General features: G+C 43.7%; 14 protein-coding genes. 1 reads left to right on the top strand and 13 read right to left on the bottom strand.

What is annotated here, in order from left to right:
- Positions 1-22: 22 nt before the first annotated feature.
- The 5 genes from DWZ38_RS11530 to DWZ38_RS11510 form a co-directional block, all read right to left on the bottom strand.
- Entirely contained in the window at positions 23-3256 is a 3234-nt protein-coding gene (locus DWZ38_RS11530) for an SMC family ATPase (RefSeq protein WP_117852851.1), read from the bottom strand.
- On the bottom strand, positions 3253-4404 hold the full coding sequence (locus tag DWZ38_RS11525) for an exonuclease SbcCD subunit D (RefSeq protein WP_117852849.1): 1152 nt from the start codon (positions 4402-4404) through the stop codon (positions 3253-3255). Before DWZ38_RS11525 ends, DWZ38_RS11530 begins: the two co-directional genes overlap by 4 nt.
- Positions 4405-4473: 69 nt before the next feature.
- Complete coding sequence (locus DWZ38_RS23525; RefSeq protein ID WP_347519545.1) at positions 4474-5394, bottom strand: DUF4186 domain-containing protein; 921 nt, start codon at positions 5392-5394, stop codon at positions 4474-4476.
- 669 nt (positions 5395-6063) lie between these two features.
- On the bottom strand, positions 6064-6273 hold the full coding sequence (locus DWZ38_RS11515) for a hypothetical protein (protein WP_117852847.1): 210 nt from the start codon (positions 6271-6273) through the stop codon (positions 6064-6066).
- A gap of 299 nt (positions 6274-6572) precedes the next feature.
- On the bottom strand, positions 6573-8255 hold the full coding sequence (locus DWZ38_RS11510; RefSeq protein ID WP_117852844.1) for a phospho-sugar mutase: 1683 nt from the start codon (positions 8253-8255) through the stop codon (positions 6573-6575).
- Between the two features lie 305 nt (positions 8256-8560).
- Here DWZ38_RS11510 and thrH point away from each other — a divergent pair, with 305 nt between their 5' ends.
- The gene (thrH, locus tag DWZ38_RS11505; protein ID WP_117852842.1) at positions 8561-9166 is read left to right on the top strand and encodes a bifunctional phosphoserine phosphatase/homoserine phosphotransferase ThrH; all 606 of its coding nucleotides are present in this window, start codon (positions 8561-8563) and stop codon (positions 9164-9166) included.
- Positions 9167-9252: 86 nt separating this feature from the next.
- On the opposite strand, the gene DWZ38_RS11500 is transcribed toward thrH, so the two are convergent.
- From DWZ38_RS11500 to DWZ38_RS11465, 8 genes are all read right to left on the bottom strand, one after another.
- The gene (locus tag DWZ38_RS11500; protein ID WP_117852839.1) at positions 9253-10251 is read right to left on the bottom strand and encodes a LacI family DNA-binding transcriptional regulator; all 999 of its coding nucleotides are present in this window, start codon (positions 10249-10251) and stop codon (positions 9253-9255) included.
- Positions 10252-10390: 139 nt separating this feature from the next.
- The gene (gene rbsD, locus DWZ38_RS11495) at positions 10391-10792 is read right to left on the bottom strand and encodes a D-ribose pyranase (protein WP_117852837.1); all 402 of its coding nucleotides are present in this window, start codon (positions 10790-10792) and stop codon (positions 10391-10393) included.
- Between the two features lie 68 nt (positions 10793-10860).
- Entirely contained in the window at positions 10861-11907 is a 1047-nt protein-coding gene (locus DWZ38_RS11490; RefSeq protein WP_117852834.1) for an ABC transporter permease, read from the bottom strand.
- A 19-nt stretch (positions 11908-11926) separates the two neighbouring features.
- Entirely contained in the window at positions 11927-13465 is a 1539-nt protein-coding gene (locus DWZ38_RS11485) for a sugar ABC transporter ATP-binding protein (protein ID WP_021925123.1), read from the bottom strand.
- 14 nt (positions 13466-13479) lie between these two features.
- Positions 13480-14067, bottom strand: a complete 588-nt coding sequence (locus tag DWZ38_RS11480) for a DUF2291 family protein (RefSeq protein WP_178105321.1) — start codon at positions 14065-14067, stop codon at positions 13480-13482.
- Between the two features lie 85 nt (positions 14068-14152).
- Positions 14153-15136 (bottom strand): D-ribose ABC transporter substrate-binding protein, encoded by a 984-nt coding sequence (locus DWZ38_RS11475; protein ID WP_117852829.1) that lies wholly within the window; start codon positions 15134-15136, stop codon positions 14153-14155.
- 316 nt (positions 15137-15452) lie between these two features.
- Positions 15453-16343: a ribokinase gene (locus tag DWZ38_RS11470; protein WP_117852827.1), complete on the bottom strand. Its 891-nt coding sequence runs from the start codon at positions 16341-16343 to the stop codon at positions 15453-15455.
- A gap of 180 nt (positions 16344-16523) precedes the next feature.
- On the bottom strand, positions 16524-17159 hold the full coding sequence (locus DWZ38_RS11465) for a Crp/Fnr family transcriptional regulator (RefSeq protein WP_117852825.1): 636 nt from the start codon (positions 17157-17159) through the stop codon (positions 16524-16526).
- Positions 17160-17317 lie beyond the last annotated feature (158 nt).

Genomic DNA, 17317 nt, shown 5'->3' with positions numbered 1-17317 from the left:
TTCCTGATTTTTCAGCAGTTCTCTAACTAATCTGCCACCTTACATGACTTCCCTTCTCGTCCTTCGTAACGATTAGCTGGTCTTCAATTTCCTGTTTCAATTCCGTTACATGGGAAATAATACCGATCAGTTTGCTGCCACCAGCAAGTTCCTGAAGAACCTTTACGGCCTGCTCTCTGGAATGCTCATCTAATGAGCCAAAGCCCTCATCTACAAACATTACATCTAAATTAATAGATGCAGAGCTTTCCTGAATCTGGTCTGCCATTCCAAGAGCAAGGGACAATGCAGCCATAAAGGACTCTCCGCCGGAAAGAGTGCGGACCTCCCGCTCCTTTCCGGTTACATTGGAATATACCATAAGATCCAGACCACGGTTTTTACCCTTGCCGGCATTGGCTGCATCTACCATTCGAAGCTCAAACTGTCCCGCAGACATATCTGAAAAGCGGCGATTAGCTGCATATAATATTTTCTCCAGATAATATCTCTGCACAAAGGTTTCCAGATCCATTCTGTTACCGGACATATTTCCAGACAGCAATTTATACAAAGTTTCCAGCTTGGCATGCTTCTCAATAATCTTGCCTCGCTTCTCCATCTGCGGAGTAAGAATACTGCAGGCATCCTGATCTGCTTTATATTGTTCTTTATATGAATCCAGTTTTTCCTGTGCCAATCTGCGTTTTACTTCCGCTTCCTCCATCTGAGCCTTCGCAAGCTCCAGATCTGGTTTCGTTCTTCCGTCAATTGCCTTGCTGGTAGAATCTTTCACTGTCTGCGCCGCAATTTTTTTCTGTTTCCAGGTGTCGGTTTCTTTCTGCAGCTGGTCTGCCATCTGGCGGGAATATTCCTCTGTTAAAGGCTTCCATTCACTCTCTGTCATATCTTTGGCATGCAGCAATTCTGTATAAGAAGCCTGTCTCTCCTGCAAAGCTTTCTGTAATCCAGGCAGTTCATCCATGTAACGCTGAATCAGGCTGATGCAGTTCACAAAGGCTTCGGAAGCTGTAGATGATTTCTTCTGTGCATCTTCTGCATCCCTGGCAGCTTTTTTCCATTTCGCCTTGGATTTATCAAATTCCTGCATAGCGGCTTCTTCCGACGGATATTCCAGAGAACTGCTAAGCTGTTCCAGCACATCCTGACTGCTTTTTGCAGCGGCGATTGCTTCTGTCAGCTTCTGGTTGGTTTCCTCAACGGTGAGTTTTCCCTGTTTTTTCGTTTCTTCTACGTGGCTAAGCTGATTCTGGAGCTTCAGCAAAGTGTTCTGGTCTTTTTGAAGCTGTGTATACTGTTTTTGCAACGCAAGCTTTCTGGTTTCCAACTGCTGTTTTATGAACTCCAAAGGAGACCGGTCTATTATCCCGGAAATTCCAGCGGCATTCTGCGCATTTTCTTCAGCAGCATCTTTGAAAAGCTCCTGCATTCCTCCGCACAGCTTCTCCAGTTTATCCTGGTATCCCTTTTCTTTCTCTATGGCAAGGTCTGCTGCCGCACGGGCTTCTCCTGCAAGCTGTTCCTGCTGGCTGCGCAGCCGGGAGGCTTCCTTCTCTGCCAGATCTAACTGCTCTCTGGTAAGGTCGGCATGGGATTCCGATGTGGCACAAGGATGTGGATGCTCCAAAGCTCCGCATACCGGACATGGTTTGCCTGGCTGAAGTTCTCTGGCAAGGAAGCCTGCCTGCTCATCCAGAAAAATTCGTCTCATGGATTCATATTTCTGGTTCTGGCTTTCATAAAGCGCACGGATTTTAATATAGGATTTCTTCGCTTTTTCAGACTCTTTCTTCTGCTTTTCGGTCATTTGAAGCTGCTTTTCTGCATCTTCCAGATCTGCAAAGAGAGCTTCAAGCTCCTGGTTCAGCCCTTTCCAAAGGGCTATTTTCTCTCCAGTATCTGCAAGTGTCTCCGCCTGGGTGCGCCACTCTTCTTCCTTTTTCTCCAGGCTGTCCAAATCTTCACGTGCTTTCTGTGCAGCTGTTTCCGCTGCCTGACGCGTTTCCTGGCTCTCTCTGGCTATAGCCTGCGCTTCGCTAATCCGCTTGCGAAGCTTCATTTCCTTATTTACCCGCTCATATATGGTGGTATAAACTTCTTTCTCTCCTTCAGCAAGTTCCTGCACTTTAGATGCTTCTTCTGCTGTAAGCTTCGCCTGGTTTTCCAGTTGTGGGCTGCGTTCCTGCTGCTCTTTCAAGGCATTTTCATGATTTCGCAGATTTCCAAAGGCGTCCTGACAGCGCAGGTACTCTGCTTGAATCTCATATGCAGTTCGTATGTGCTCAGAAAGAAGCATCTTCTCCTTTATCTGTGCTTCTACGTCTTCGCATGCTTTTAACTCAAAAAGTGCCTCTTCAAGCTGGTTATATAAGCCCTGCAGCTGACTGGCGCTGGTATAGGCATCCCTCTTTTCATCCCGAAGCTTAGAAAGAGTATCCAGATCTTTCTGTGCCTCTTGTATACGAGTCCTCAATGTACTGCATAGCTCTGTCAACTGAGTGAGAAACTGGTCCATCACTACAATCTCACCGTTCTGAATCTGCTTTTTCAGTGCTTCCATTTCTTCCCATTTCTCATATTCCTGGGAAATTACCACATGAGCAGTCTCAGTCTGACAGGCAGTCTTAATCTGGGCAATGTCTTTTTCTAATGATCGTTTGCGGTTCATCAGCTCATCTACAATATTCTGATACAGCTCTGTATTAAAAAGCTTACGGAAAATCACCTTCTTATCGTCAGATTTGGCGCGAAGAAGCTCCATAAACTCCCCTTGCGCAATCATAGCTACCTGCATAAACTGGCCTTTATTAAGACCAAGGATTTCGCCAAGCTTGCTGTCCGCTTCTTTCTGCGGATATTCAGTTCCATCTGGCATGATCAAGCTGACAGAGCCTGTCACTTCACGGCTTCCGGTGTTTTTCCCGGCACCTCTTGTAAGACGCTTCAAATGCCTTGGGACACGACGAACTGTATAAAGCTGACGAGTCTCTCCTGTACCTTCAGAAAAAACAAGTTCTACAAAAGGCTCTACATTTAGTTCTACGTATTGACTCTGAAGCACAACACCGTCTTTCTTATTGGTGCTGGAGCTTGCCTCGCCGTAAAGCGCAAATACAATAGCATCAAATATAGTGGTTTTGCCTGCGCCAGTGTCTCCTGTTACCAGAAATAGGTTCTGGTCTGGCTCGCTAAAATCAATCTTGGTCAGATTTCCGTAGGAACCAAATGCCTGCATGGTAAGCTTCACAGGTCTCATTTCGTCACCCCCTGTACAGTATTGATGATGTCCTGAAGAATCTCTTTCTCCTCCTCGTCTGCGTCATTCAGGAACTGACAGCAGAGTTCAAAAGGATTTAAGGTTTTCTCTACAGCCGCATGTCTGGTATAGTCTGCCTGCCGTACCGTTTCCCGGCGTATTTCCAGAAGTCCCGGGAATGCCAGACGCAGACGATCCTGCATATCGATTACATCCAGGTCTACTTTATCCGTAAGAATAACTGTTACATAATCCCTACAGGTCTGTGCCAGAACCTCCTCAAGGTCACCACGAATCACTCTGACCTGCCGCAATGGAACAAGAGGCAAAATCTCTGTAGTAATCTGGTTTTTTTGTTTTATGTCAACCATTATAATTCCTTTGCTCTGGCCTGCTTCGCTGACAGAGCATGCAAGGGGCGTACCGCAATAACGGTAAAATTCGCTTCCTACTTTCATTGGTTTGTGAATATGTCCCAGGGCTGCATAATCAAATTTCTTCAGGATATCAGCGGATACCTGGTCAATATTTCCGATAGTACGAATCTCAGAATCCATTCGTTCTACCTCTTCTGCATTTTCGCCAGAGGGAAGATAGAACTGATGGCTGACCAGAATATTCCTCTGAGTTTCATCAATTTCCTCACGATCAAGCAGACGATGAATGGTCTCATTATATGATAGATTATTTCCATTCTCATCAGTTCCTACGATCAACTTCACCATAGAAGGTTTCACAAAGGGAAGAAGATAAAAATTCACAGATCCATATTCGTCCTGAAGTACTACTTTCTCAATGTGGTCTTCTTCGGTCTGCGGAGGCATTCCGATCATGTGGATGCGCTGGTGGGTCAGCACGCTTCGGAAGCAATTGACGCGGGGTGCACTGTCGTGATTGCCGCTGATCATCATAACAACTGATTCCGGTACTGCTGTGCGCAGGTTTCCAATAAAATGATCGAATACCTCTACCGCTTCAGCAGACGGAACAGCTTTGTCGTAAATATCACCTGCAATCAAAATTGCATCCGGCTTTTCCTCCTTCGCTTTCTGAATAATCTGGTTCAAAATATATTCCTGATCTTCTCTAAGATCTCGATTAATTAATTTTAGTCCAATGTGTAAATCGGATAGATGAAAAATTTTCATGGGCAATTCCTCTGTTTAATATTTGATTATAAAATAGTGGGTAAGCATGCTCTATCAAACGAAATATTCCTACTTACCGGTATTTTCTTTTTCGATCCAGGTCATAAGTACATCTACCACATAGTCCTGTTGGTTCTGAGTAAGCTGTACGCCCTGTGGAATTCGATGCCATTTGTACAGGCAACCGCGGCAACAGCAGCCTGTGGCATGCTGCGCCAGAAATACCGGATGTCCACGCATGGGAGTCTGCTTGCCATCGTTTGGAATCTGGGCAGGTGCCAGCCTCGTACGCACAAAATCCCTGGCATGGCTTCGGATCGTGTCCATTCCTTTCTCCTGAATGTACTGCCTGTCCTTCTCTTTCAGATGGAAACGGCTGCGGAAATTGGAGTGAGCCAGACGCGCAAACAAATCGGAAAAGCGGTCTTGCCGCAGGTATTTCTCATATTCAGAAAGAAATTCTGCTATTTTCAGGTTTAAATCTGTAACATTGTAGTTCTCATCTTCCAGGCGGAAGTAGAAATCTATATCGGCCTTTGTAGTATGATTTCTGGTACGGCTTCTGCCTGCGTTACCGGAACTTCTTTCGCATTTACTTCGATGGATTCCCTTCTCTTCTGTGTCATCAGATTTCACCAGAAGCTTCACCTGGGCGGCGTGGCGTTTTAACAGAGGAATGATGCAAAAATATAGGCTGTCATCTTCCATGCGGAGATATCCTAGTATCTGCCGTTCTTTGTTCATGAGCTGAATCTGATTGCCGTGGAATGCTCTTGGGTAAAGATATTCTCCTGGCTGCAGGTTGGCAATCCGTGTGCTCTCCACTGTCTGAGGCGGCGCAGCCAGAAATGCCTTAAAGTGGTAAATTCTCTGCCCTTTCCCATCGGTGCTTTCCGGTTTCACAAGGGAATTATGATATTTCCGTTTTATCTCCCGTTCATCATCATCCTGATTAATTCCGAGAAGTTCACTCGCTTGCTGTAAATTCATTGCATGCCTTTCTATTGACAGTTATAGCATTTTATTTTCTTTATAACATTCATATATAGGACGGATTTTCGTAATATACACTGCTGTTATAATCATCTATTTTGGAACTGATAAAAGAATTGTATACTTTCATTAAACCCAATAATTTTACGGTCTCTTTTGGGATCTGTTTTTAACATTTAGTATACACGATTTCTCTGAGAAAGGCTATAGGTTTCAAATATAAACAGTTGTTGGATTTTGTTATAAATATAGCTGGGAAATAAGTTCCCAGCCAATTTTCTGATGTGTTTTGTTATAGATTTTATCGGATGTGTTCTGCAGGGGATACTGTCTTATCTGGAGTATTTCTTACAGGGTCTTTGGTTGTTAAAGTTCTTTTGTAGTTTAAGTGCTTTCGTGTTTTGAAATTCTTTAGTACTTCTGGTTTCTTTTGTAATTTGATTGTCTTTTGTACTTTTGATTTCTTTAGTATGCTTGATTGCTTTTGTAATTTGGAAATTCGCAGGTGAGTTCGAATTTTCTTTCGTACTTCTATCTCTTGTCTTTTGTTGATGTATCTATACTAACATATCTGTCGCATTTTGTCATCTGGCAAATCGCACATATTTTCGATTTTATTTTCGTGTATTTTTATTTTTATAAATATATATAAAAAATCTCACGTAATTACGCCAGCACCAGCACTGCGATTCCGATGACTACAAGCAGCGGCAGGGCTATGTACATCAGGCCAGCCAGCACAAGTCCGATCAGGACTACCGGAAGAAAGATCAGGCGGAAAAAGATCTTCGTAATTCCCCATGTGGCACGGAATGCAAGTCCAATCAGTTTACCGAATACGCCAAACATCAAAAATATAAATAATAACGTCCACATTCATCAGTCACCTCGTTTTCTTTTCGGGAATTATACTATATGTTTTTCCCTTTATTATAATTAACGAATTACAAAATAAAATATCTTCACATTATGCAAATAAATAAAGTTATCAGCGCAAAGAATCCCCCTTACGCTGCTATACGCAAGAGGGATTCCAGAGTCATTTACTAAACTATAGTAAAGCGGACATTCGCAATCCGCTTCGCTACTTGCTCATGAACGCAGTCGCTTCGCGATCTGCGTTCAAGCTATGTTTCTTCTGCACCAAGTGCCTTAGAACTTGTTTGAAAAAGGTTTTAAGCCATCATCGGCTCAAGTGCCTTAGCCAGTTTCTCTTTTTCAGCTTCTGCCTCTGCAAGGTCTTTGCCAAGAGTTGTATAGTAGATCTTGATCTTCGGCTCTGTTCCGGATGGACGAACAACAACAGTCTCATTGTTCTCCAGCTTGTAGATCAGAACGTTGGCTGCCGGAAGTCCTGTTTCCTCAGGTTTCTTGTAATCGGTAACCTTCACAACCTTGTAGCCTGCGATATCTGCCGGCGGATTGTCACGGAATTTCTGCATGATTCCTGCCATGGTATCCATTCCGCTAAGGCCTGGGAATTCGAAGCTGTCTACCTTGTTCAGGTAACGGCCGTACTGCGCATAGATTTCCTCAAGTCTCTGCTTCAGGGAGCTTCCAATGCTTCTGTAATATGCAGCCATCTCGCAAATCAGCATGGATCCGATGATCGCATCTTTATCACGTACATATGGTCCTGCAAGGTATCCGTAACTCTCCTCAAATCCGAAGATGAAACGGTCAACTTCGCCAGCTGCTTCTAACTGTGCGATCTGGTCACCGATCCACTTGAATCCGGTAAGTACGCTTCTAAGCTCTACGCCATAGTGCTCAGCAACTGCATCTGCCAGAGGTGTGGATACAATGGATTTCACTGCAACCGGGTTCTTCGGCATTGTACCCTTCTCAATGCGTCCTGCTGCAATATAGTCAAGAAGAAGAACTCCCACTTCATTTCCGCTTACCAGCTCATAGGAGCCATCCGGGCATTTCATAGCAATACCAACACGGTCTGCGTCCGGGTCAGTTGCAAGCATAAGATCTGCACCTGTCTCCTTAGCAAGCTTCAGGCCCTGCTCCAGAGCTGCGAAAATCTCCGGGTTCGGGTAGCTGCATGTGGTAAAGTATCCGTTCGGGTATTCCTGATCTGGAACGATTGTCACATCTGTGATTCCGATATCCTTGAGGATCTGGGTTACCGGTACAAGTCCGGAACCGTTCAGCGGGCTGTAAACCAGCTTCAGGCCAGCGGTCTTGCAAAGGCCTGGACGAACCTGACGGGACTCGATCGCATCATACAGAGCACGTTTACAGTCATCTCCCACAAAGCGGATCAGGCCTTCCTCAACGCCTTCTGCAAAGGACATGTATTTGGCACCAGTCAGTACGTCTGTCTTCTGGATCTCATCATAAACGATGGCTGCTGCGTCATCTGTCATCTGGCAGCCATCCGGGCCGTAAGCCTTATATCCGTTATATTTAGCAGGGTTATGAGAAGCTGTAACCATGATTCCTGCATTACACTCATAGTAGCGTGTTGCAAAGGAAAGAGCCGGAACAGGCATTAATGCGTCATAAATTCTGACCTTGATTCCGTTGGCAGCCAGCACGCCTGCAGCTGTCTTGGCAAATACATCACTCTTCAGACGGCTGTCATAGCTGATGGCTACGGTCTGTGTGCCGCCCTGTGTCTTTACCCAGTTCGCAAGGCCCTGTGTAGCCTGACGTACTACATAGATATTCATGCGGTTGGTACCTGCGCCAAGAACACCGCGAAGTCCTGCTGTACCAAATTTCAGGGAAACAGCAAAGCGCTCCTTGATCTCCTCATCATTTCCTTCAATCTTAGATAATTCTGGTTTCAGATCTGCATCTTCGAAATCTGCCGCCATCCAGCGTTTGTACTCTTCGTTATACATTTTAACCACTCCTGCCATTGTTATTCTGTTTATTTTGTCTATTATTACTACAGATACTAATAATATACCACATTTTTCTCAATACGGCAATACAACCGAGAAATTTCGACCAGACAATTTTTCTCTATTTTTCCCTGATTTCCAAACATTTTCCCTCCATTCTAATTTAGGTCTGGCACTCCTTACATTTTTACGCTATAATAGGATAATGTGTGAAAGCAAACATAATAACTGACTTCACACGATTCCATTTATTTAAATTGAAAATAGCGACGGCAGCATATGGCCGCAGAATGGAGGAAATTATGGAAATTGTTTGCTTAGATTTAGAGGGCGTACTGGTGCCGGAGATTTGGATCGCCTTTGCCGAGGCTACGGGGATTCCGGAGCTGAAGAGAACGACTCGCGATGAGCCGGATTATGATAAATTAATGAAATATCGTCTGAATATCCTGAAGGAACACGGACTTGGACTGAAGGAGATCCAGGAAACCATTGCCAAAATTGATCCGATTCCGGGTGCAAAGGAATTTCTGGATAAGCTGCGTGCGCAGACCCAGGTTATCATCCTCAGCGATACCTTCTCCCAGTTTGCAGGTCCTCTTATGAAAAAGCTGGGCTACCCGACCATCTTCTGCAACTCCCTGGTTGTAGGGGAAAACGGCGAGATCACTGACTTTAAGATGCGCTGTGAGAAGTCCAAATACACCACAGTCAAAGCACTGCAGTCTATCGGCTATGACACCATTGCCAGCGGAGACAGCCACAATGACCTTGGCATGATCCAGGCAAGCAAGGCCGGATTCCTCTTTAAGAGCACCGATGCAATTAAAGCCGAGTATCCAAAAATCCCCGCTTATGAAACTTATGACGAGCTTTACGACGCAATTATGAACGCAATTCGCGCCTAAGCCAGAAACTTAATAAGTCCTGATTTCTGAGAAATCAGGACTTTATTAGATTTAATTTCTACCAATGCATCATTTTTGAAGCATCCTTATATTTTTTTCACACTCTCCCGCTCAATAAACTGCGTACACATCTGCATCTTAAGTTTGATTCCGTCATTGTCCTTGAGCATATCCCGCAGCCTTCTTACAACCGCTCTGCCCATCTCCTGCTTCGGTACGCGCAGAGTGGTCAGCGGTGGATAGGAAATAGAGGAAAAAGTCAGATCATCAAATCCTACAATAGAAACATCCTCCGGAATCCGGATTCCGAATTCCGCCATAGCCTTCATAGCACCCAAAGCAATCATGTCATTATCTGAAAAAAATGCAGTAGGCAGCTTCGCCTTCTTAGACAGATACTGCTTCATATCCTCATATGCACCGTCAATAGTAGTTGACATGGTAAAAACATAGTCCTTATTTAAATGCAGCCCTGCTTTCTGCAATGCGGTCTGATAACCTGCCGAACGGGAGCGGAAAGGTTTAATCCTGAATTTTCCCTGAAGATACCCAATTTCTTTATGTCCGTTTGCAATCAGGTACTCCGTTGCCATACGGGCTGAATCCGCATTATTAATGAGCATGGCATCAAAGCTCATATCCTCTTTCCAGTAATCAATCACAATAAACGGACAGGTCATGCCCCGGATCAGATTAATATCCGAATCCACCATCTCTGTCCCCAGAAGAATCACAGCGGACGCCTTATCGTTCATAATCCATTTCGCCTGTTCCTGATACCCGGGATCCCGCTTGTCCAGATTGCATAGCTGCATCTCCATGCCACAGGCACGGCATTCCTGCTCCACTCCGGAAATCAGCTGAATAAAAAATGGAGAGTCCTCTACCACAGAGCCATCCCGCTTAAACATCACAAACTTTACCTTGCGAATATGATTTTCCTCAAAATAGCCCAGATCCTGTGCCACTTTGAAAATTTTCGCAGATGTCTCTGCATTCACGCCTTTTTTATAATTTAATGCATTTGATACCGTCGCTGGAGAAAATCCGGTGATCTCACTGATTTTCTTCACACTTACTTTCATATTCAAGTCCTCCTCTGTGAGTAAATATCCGCATACACATCTTTTCCTGGCCCCCTGAAAATTTTTCGCCGCTTCAAACAAAAAGACGCTGCAAAACTAGGTTCTACCTGTCTTTCGCAGCGTCTTCTCTGATCATGCTTTATGCCGGGAAAGCAACTCCCGCTCTTAAAATTATGTTCGGATAAGGTGTAAACTCACCTGTACGGATCGCAAATTTGCACTGCGCGGACATCTTTTTCAGGTCTACGTGGTCAATTCTGCTCTCCTCAGCCTCAGGAAGGTTCTGCTGAATATATGCAAGAAGCTCCGGATTTTTTTCCTCGATCTCATTTGCAATGGTGTAAGCTTCCACTTCTGTTTCTGCCAGCACAGCATCCATTACCTGTTTAAAGGTAGGAACCCCTCCGCATACAACCAGATCCACGATCTCCACGCCTTTCGGAATCGGCATTCCCGCATCACCGATCATGAACAGATCTTTGTGTCCAAGCTCCGCGATGCAGCGAATCAGCTGGGCATTTAAAATCCCTGATTTCTTCACGTTTCTTCCTCCTGCTTCTTCATTTTACTATAAATCTTTTTGTAAATTTTTGCAATATTTCCAAATGTTTATTTATTCTCATTTCTTGCCTGAAGCGCCATCTTCGCCTGGAGATTTCTCTGTGTCTGATCAATTACAACTGCAAGAATGATAACCAGACCACGGATAACCTTCTGCCAGAACTCAGATACACCACACATTGTCATACCATCGTTGATAACACCGATAACGAATGCACCAACTACAGTTCCGATAATGGTTCCGGATCCACCACTCATGGAGGTTCCGCCAAGTACGGTAGCTGCGATTGCGTTCATTTCCCAGCCATCACCGGATGCAGGATGTGCTGCTGAAAGCTGTGCTGTGTTAATCATACCAACCCAGGCTGCGCAAAAGCCAGAAATCATATAAACAATGATCTTGATCTTGTCCGCTTTAATGCCGGAAAGACGTGCAGATTTCTCATTGCCGCCGACTGCAAGTACATACCAGCCAAATGGAAGCTTCTTCAGAATGATAACAGAAATAACTGCAAGCACTGCGAAAATGTAAACACCAGTAGGAATACCTGCAATGTTGCTTCCAAGAATCTTAAAGCCTGTATTTCCAAGTCCGTCATAGCCTTTGATGTCGGAGAAGGTTGCACCGTTGGAGCGAAGGTTTGCAAAACCACGGCAGATATACATAGTACCAAGTGTAGCAATAAACGGTGCTACACCTAATTTTGTTACAATGAGTCCGTTAACTGCTCCAATCAGACAGCCAACAATCAACATGGCAATTACAATTACCGGTACACTGAAATAAAGTGTTACACCTGCAAATTTCAGAGTGATACCTTCCTGAATCATTCCTCCTGCAAGCATTCCAACCAAGCCAACTACAGAACCTACGGAAAGGTCAATACCGCCGGTAATAATTACAAATGTCATACCAAGTGCCAGGATTCCATACAGAGCCACATGTTTTGCAACCATGGTCAGTGTAGATGCTGACAGAAATGTAGTTCCTTTTACAATGGTAAAAAAGATGACCAGAAGTACCAATACAATAAAGGTACGTCCTTTTAACAGGGTCATTAATAACTGATTATTATTTGATTTTTTGTTATTCATTATTCTGCTCCTCCCCGGTTTACGCATTTCTTCCGGTTCCAAGTCCGGCATAAGATGTACGTACAAGTGTGTCTTCTGTAATCTCATCTCCGGTCAGCTCGCCGGTCTTTTTACCATTGGACAATACACAGATTCGATCTGCGATTGCCATGATTTCTTTTAGCTCAGATGAGATAACAATAATAGAAAGTCCTTTTTCCGCAAGTTCATGAATGATCTCAAAGACCTCTGTCTTCGCACCAATATCGATACCACGGGAAGGCTCATCCAGAAGCAGGATCTTCGGCTTAGTCAAAAGGCCCTTACCGATAACAACCTTCTGCTGGTTTCCACCGGACAGAGACAAAATAGGAAGTCTCTTATCCGCCACTTTAATATGGATATCCCTGATCTGTTCGTCAACTGCCGCATTCTCTGCTTTTTCATCAAGAAACAGACCTTTTACATAATCCTTCAGAGAAGAAATAGATGTATTCTTGCCAATATCAAGAGTCTGAATCAGTCCCTGGCTCTGTCTGTCCTCCGGAACAAGCGCAAAACCATTTTGAATCTGAGTCGCAACATCCTTGATTTTCAGCTTTTTACCTTCATAAAATACATCTCCGGTATGCTCCGGGTGAAGCCCCATAAGGCATTCAAACAATTCACTTCGTCCGGCTCCCAAAAGTCCGTAAATACCAAGAACTTCACCTTTTTTCAGGTCAAGGCTCACATGGTCAAGTGTCCAGCCGCCGCCTTTTTTCGGAAGGCACAGATTTTTAATCTCCAGCATCTTAGGCTGCTTGGAAAGATCAATGCTTCGTTCAAATCGGTGGTACTGTGTATTCTTTCCTACCATATTCTCTACGATCCAGCTAAGCTCAATATCTTTAACTGCTGCATCTGCAACGTATTTTCCATCCCGGAGTATGGTAACATGATCGCCGATTTCCATAATTTCTTCCAGACGATGAGAAATATATACAATAGAAATCCCAGCCTCCAGAAGCTCTCTCATGATTTTGAAAAGAACTTTAACCTCTGCTGCTGAAAGAGACGATGTAGGCTCGTCCATGATCAGTACCCGCAGATCGTCCTGATTCAGATTACGTGCAATCTCTACCATCTGCTGCTGGCCTACACGAAGATCTCCAACCATTGTATCCGGCGGAATCTCATGCTCCAGACGTTTCAGGATCTTTTTGGCACCCTCTGAATGAGCTTTGTCATCCAGGAAAATCCCCTTCTTTTTCTCATGTCCCATAAAAATGTTCTGATACACTGTCATATTCGGGAAAAGAGAAAGCTCCTGATGAATAATTCCAATTCCCTTGGCTCGGGCAGCATTGGTATCCTTAAAATAAACTTCTTTTCCATCCATGTACATTTTTCCGGAAGACGGCTGCTCAATTCCGGCGATCATTTTCATCAGGGTAGATTTTCCTGCGCCATTTTCTCCGATCAAAACATTTACCTGACCTTTTAAAAGATCAAAGGAAACCTGATCAAGGGCTTTGGTTCCCGGATAAATTTTATCAATTTTTTCACAATGGAGAACAACATTCGGATCATCAAACATAATGCTTCCTCCTTTTATTCAATTGTCAGCTCAACTGCTGTAATCGTTACTGCATCTGCACCTGCTTCTGCTCCGCCGGTAAATGTAACAGTCTTGCCAACTACACTTTCGTCGATTTCAAGTGGATCAATAACCTGCGCAAGCGCCTGCTTGTTCAGTTCTTTTCCATAGCTTGACCATTCCGTCTGGTTGGTAAAGCTTTCAAAGTTTTTCAGTGACTGAAGGTCACGGATTGCAGTACTGGAATTCGGTCCGTCTGTACGGACACGGATTTCTTTTGTTCCGGTAAAACCATCCAGTTCCACTACAAGATAATGCTTCGGAGTATCTGTATTATATTCTTTAATTTTTCCTGTTCCTTTTACTGCCGTTGTTTCTGTAATGCCATCACCATTTAACAATCCCACAAGATCCTGTGCTTTTTGGGAAATATCCGCTACAACAGATGACCAGTCTCCTTCTGATTCTGCTGCGGAATCAAATTCCTGTTTACCGGTATAAGAAGCTTCTTCTCCAATCGGAACCACGGTTACTACACCACAGCCGGTAAAGGTTACTGCTGTACATGCGGCCAGAACCGCCAAAATTCTTCTGCTTTTCATAATCATCTCTCCCTGCTTTCTATTATAAAAGGCGGCGCAGACGCACCGCCTTCCATTTTAACCTTTTGACCTTGATCTTATCCTCTTATTTAGCATCTGGCTCTGTATAAACAAATGCGTTCAGGCAATCTGTATTATCAGCTGTGATTGCTACGCAAGGAACAAGCTGTTTCTCTTCTTCCGGAGCTGTTCCGTTAAGGTAAGCGTCAGCCTGCTCAACTGCCATCTCTGTGATCAGCGCAATCTGCTGAAGAGCTGTACCAACCATGTCACCGGATTTGATATAAGCGTTTGCTTCGTCAGATCCGTCAAGACCGATGATCTTAATGTCTTTACGTCCTGCATCAAGACAAGCCTGAACAGCACCGCATGCCATGGTATCGTTACCACAGATGATACCTGTAATCTCCGGATTGGACTGAAGGATTGCTTCTGTCTTCTCGTAAGCTTCTGTCTGATCCCAGTTAGCAGACTGCTGAGCTACCATTTCAAGATCTTCGTACTCGTCAATTACAGAATGATAGTTATCAGAACGAACCTGGCAGTTTGTATCGGACTCAAGTCCAAGAAGCTCTGCATATTTGCCTTCATAGTTCATAGCCTCAACCCATACTTCGGCAATTGCTGCTGCGCCCTGTGCATTATCTGCTACGATCTGTGCTACTGCAAGTCCTGACTGGTTAATTTCACGGTCGATCAGGAATGTAGGAATTCCGGCATCATATGCCTTCTGAACAGCTTCGATTGAAGCATCTGCACCAGCGTTATCGCAGATGATTGCTGCTGCTCCGTCATTGATAGCTGCTTCGAAAAGCTCAAGCTGTGTAGCAGCGTCATCATCATGTGAAGCACATTTCACTTCATATCCAAGCTCTTCTGCTTTCTCTTTTGCAATTACCTGTTCTGTGTTGAAGAACGGATTGGATGTGGAAGGTGTAATGCAATAAATAATGTTGCTTCCGCCACCAGGAAGTAATTCAGCGTTCTCTTCTGCCATTACCGGCACTGTCATTAATCCTCCAACCATAGCTGCTGTCATAGCTAATGCCATTGCTTTTCTTGCTTTCATTAATACGTCCTCCTTAAAAAATATACTCTGTTTTGTTCGTTTTCGCTCCGAACTGTTGATAATTTGATTATAAACATTTATGCAAATATTTCAATATCCTTTTTAGTTTTATATGTTATTTTGTATGTATGCACAACATTTTTCGCATTTTTTTAGTTACTTTTTACCATAAAATTGTCTGTTTTATCATTTTCGCTTGTTTGTTTATATAAACATTTATATAAATATTTATATAAAATTTAAGGGGCAGATTTCATCTGCCCCGTTTTTTCTATCCATATGCTCAGTCAAATTTTATTTTCTATTCTTGTGATTTTTAAAGTATTTCCAATTCTTTTTTCACTTCCTCCGCTTCCGGAATAGACGGAGTTGCACCAGGTCTTGAAACTGCAATAGAAGAAGCCTTAGCAGCCATTCTAAGCGCCTCCTGAATGCTTCTTCCTTCAATAGTCGCTGCAATAAAATATCCGGTAAAGGTATCTCCTGCCGCCGTAGTATCCACTGCTTTTACCTTAAAAATATCCTGAAACACTTTTTCTTTTCCATCATAGTAAATAGCACCATCGCTTCCCAAAGTGAGAACAAAACATGCATCCGGGAACTTCTCTGCCATTGCATCCAGAATTCTGTCTTTATCCTTGTACCCGGTAATCTGCTCACCCTCAATCTCATTAAGCAGGAACAGGTAAACCTTTCCCAGATCACAGGAATTTAATTTTTCATCAAATGGTGACGGATTCATAACTATTTTCATCTTTTTCTCGTATGCCTGGTCAATGATGTAATCCAGCATATTGATCTCATTCTGCAAAATCAGGTAGTCACCTTCACCAAAATCAGCCAGGACCTCATCCACAAATTCCTTCGTCTGCATCTGATTGGTTCCGCCATAGAGAATAATGCAGTTCTGAGCATTCTTATCCACCTGGATCATGGTATGTCCGCCTTTTACAGGAAGTCTGCGGATATATTTGGTGTTTACTCCGGCTTCCTTACATGCATCCAGAAGAATGTCTCCGTCCGTTCCCACAATACCGGCATGGTATACCGGTACACCAGCCTTCGCCAATGCAATAGATTGATTCAGGCCTTTTCCTCCGCTAAACACCTCCAGTTTAGAAGAGTGCTGTGTTTCCCCGCCAACAATAATGTGATCTACTGAATAGACGTAATCCACATTTAATGAGCCATAATTTAATACCTTCATGAAAAAAACCTCCGTTCATTCGTTGTCTCTTTGCAGCAGTTCCGTATTGCAGATTGCTGCGCAGTTACACTGCCTCTGCAATCTTTTCTGTCTATATTATGTTGCACAAATCCACCTGCGTCAACCAAATTTTCACTCAATACAGTCAAATATCTATAATCTGATGCCAGAATACCACCCTTAAAGAATCCTTAACTTCTTTCCCTCGCGCTCAATGATTCCTTCCTCCGCCAGATTTTTCAGTTCCCGCATCATGGCGCTGCGGTCTACACTTAAGTATTCAGCCAAAGTTGTGTAAGACATGGGAAGGATAAAGCTTTCCCCTCTGTTTTCCCCGGCTACGGAATTCAGATATGCCATGATTTTTTTCCTGGTACTGTTTCTGGAAAGCACATAAATCCTGCTCGCCTGTTGGCTGGCGCGCGCTGCAATCATCTGAAGCAAATTACTTACCAGCTGGCTGTGAAACCTGCAGGCATTTTCGCAGCGTTTGATCACATGCTCATAATCAATAAACAGTACCCTGGTCTTTCCTCTTGCGCAGACATAATAATGCTGAGATTCTTCTGGAAGCAAAAACGGCTCCCCAAAAACACTGTCCGTTTCCAGATTGTCCATCATGTACTGATTTCCCTCTTCATCGCAGCAATAAAGCACTGCCTGTCCCTCCAGAAGCAAACCGATTTTTTTCATGGAATGGGCATACTCCATGATCGTTTCGTTATTCTCATAACAAGCCTCTCGCATACCAAAGCACACCTTCATTCTTTCCTGTTCTTCCTGCGTTATATAGGAAAAAAGTGTAACTGGATTCATCTTTCTTCTCCTTCGTATTTTATATTTATATATTCCAAACAGCTTTTACTCTTTTTTATCAGAATACTCCTTTTTGTTGTATTTGCAACAGATTTTTTCGTGAAATATGGATATAATGATATCAATGTCAAAAGACCTTTTGGCACTCATGTCATATA

The organism is Ruminococcus sp. AF31-8BH (genome assembly GCF_003460605.1).
Lineage (GTDB): Bacteria > Bacillota > Clostridia > Lachnospirales > Lachnospiraceae > Blautia_A > Blautia_A acetigignens.
The sequence above is the reverse complement of the archived record's forward strand: the minus strand, read 5'-3'. Positions and strand labels throughout refer to the sequence as shown.

What these genes read in the sequence shown, in the direction of transcription:
- DWZ38_RS11530 (WP_117852851.1), bottom strand. Translation starts at nt 3,256, where the DNA reads ATGAGACCTGTGAAGCTTACCATGCAGGCATTTGGTTCCTACGGAAAT.
- DWZ38_RS11525 (WP_117852849.1), bottom strand. Translation starts at nt 4,404, where the DNA reads ATGAAAATTTTTCATCTATCCGATTTACACATTGGACTAAAATTAATT.
- DWZ38_RS23525 (WP_347519545.1), bottom strand. Translation starts at nt 5,394, where the DNA reads ATGAATTTACAGCAAGCGAGTGAACTTCTCGGAATTAATCAGGATGAT.
- DWZ38_RS11515 (WP_117852847.1), bottom strand. Translation starts at nt 6,273, where the DNA reads ATGTGGACGTTATTATTTATATTTTTGATGTTTGGCGTATTCGGTAAA.
- DWZ38_RS11510 (WP_117852844.1), bottom strand. Translation starts at nt 8,255, where the DNA reads ATGTATAACGAAGAGTACAAACGCTGGATGGCGGCAGATTTCGAAGAT.
- thrH (WP_117852842.1), top strand. Translation starts at nt 8,561, where the DNA reads ATGGAAATTGTTTGCTTAGATTTAGAGGGCGTACTGGTGCCGGAGATT.
- DWZ38_RS11500 (WP_117852839.1), bottom strand. Translation starts at nt 10,251, where the DNA reads ATGAAAGTAAGTGTGAAGAAAATCAGTGAGATCACCGGATTTTCTCCA.
- DWZ38_RS11490 (WP_117852834.1), bottom strand. Translation starts at nt 11,907, where the DNA reads ATGAATAACAAAAAATCAAATAATAATCAGTTATTAATGACCCTGTTA.
- DWZ38_RS11485 (WP_021925123.1), bottom strand. Translation starts at nt 13,465, where the DNA reads ATGTTTGATGATCCGAATGTTGTTCTCCATTGTGAAAAAATTGATAAA.
- DWZ38_RS11480 (WP_178105321.1), bottom strand. Translation starts at nt 14,067, where the DNA reads ATGAAAAGCAGAAGAATTTTGGCGGTTCTGGCCGCATGTACAGCAGTA.
- DWZ38_RS11475 (WP_117852829.1), bottom strand. Translation starts at nt 15,136, where the DNA reads ATGAAAGCAAGAAAAGCAATGGCATTAGCTATGACAGCAGCTATGGTT.
- DWZ38_RS11470 (WP_117852827.1), bottom strand. Translation starts at nt 16,343, where the DNA reads ATGAAGGTATTAAATTATGGCTCATTAAATGTGGATTACGTCTATTCA.
- DWZ38_RS11465 (WP_117852825.1), bottom strand. Translation starts at nt 17,159, where the DNA reads ATGAATCCAGTTACACTTTTTTCCTATATAACGCAGGAAGAACAGGAA.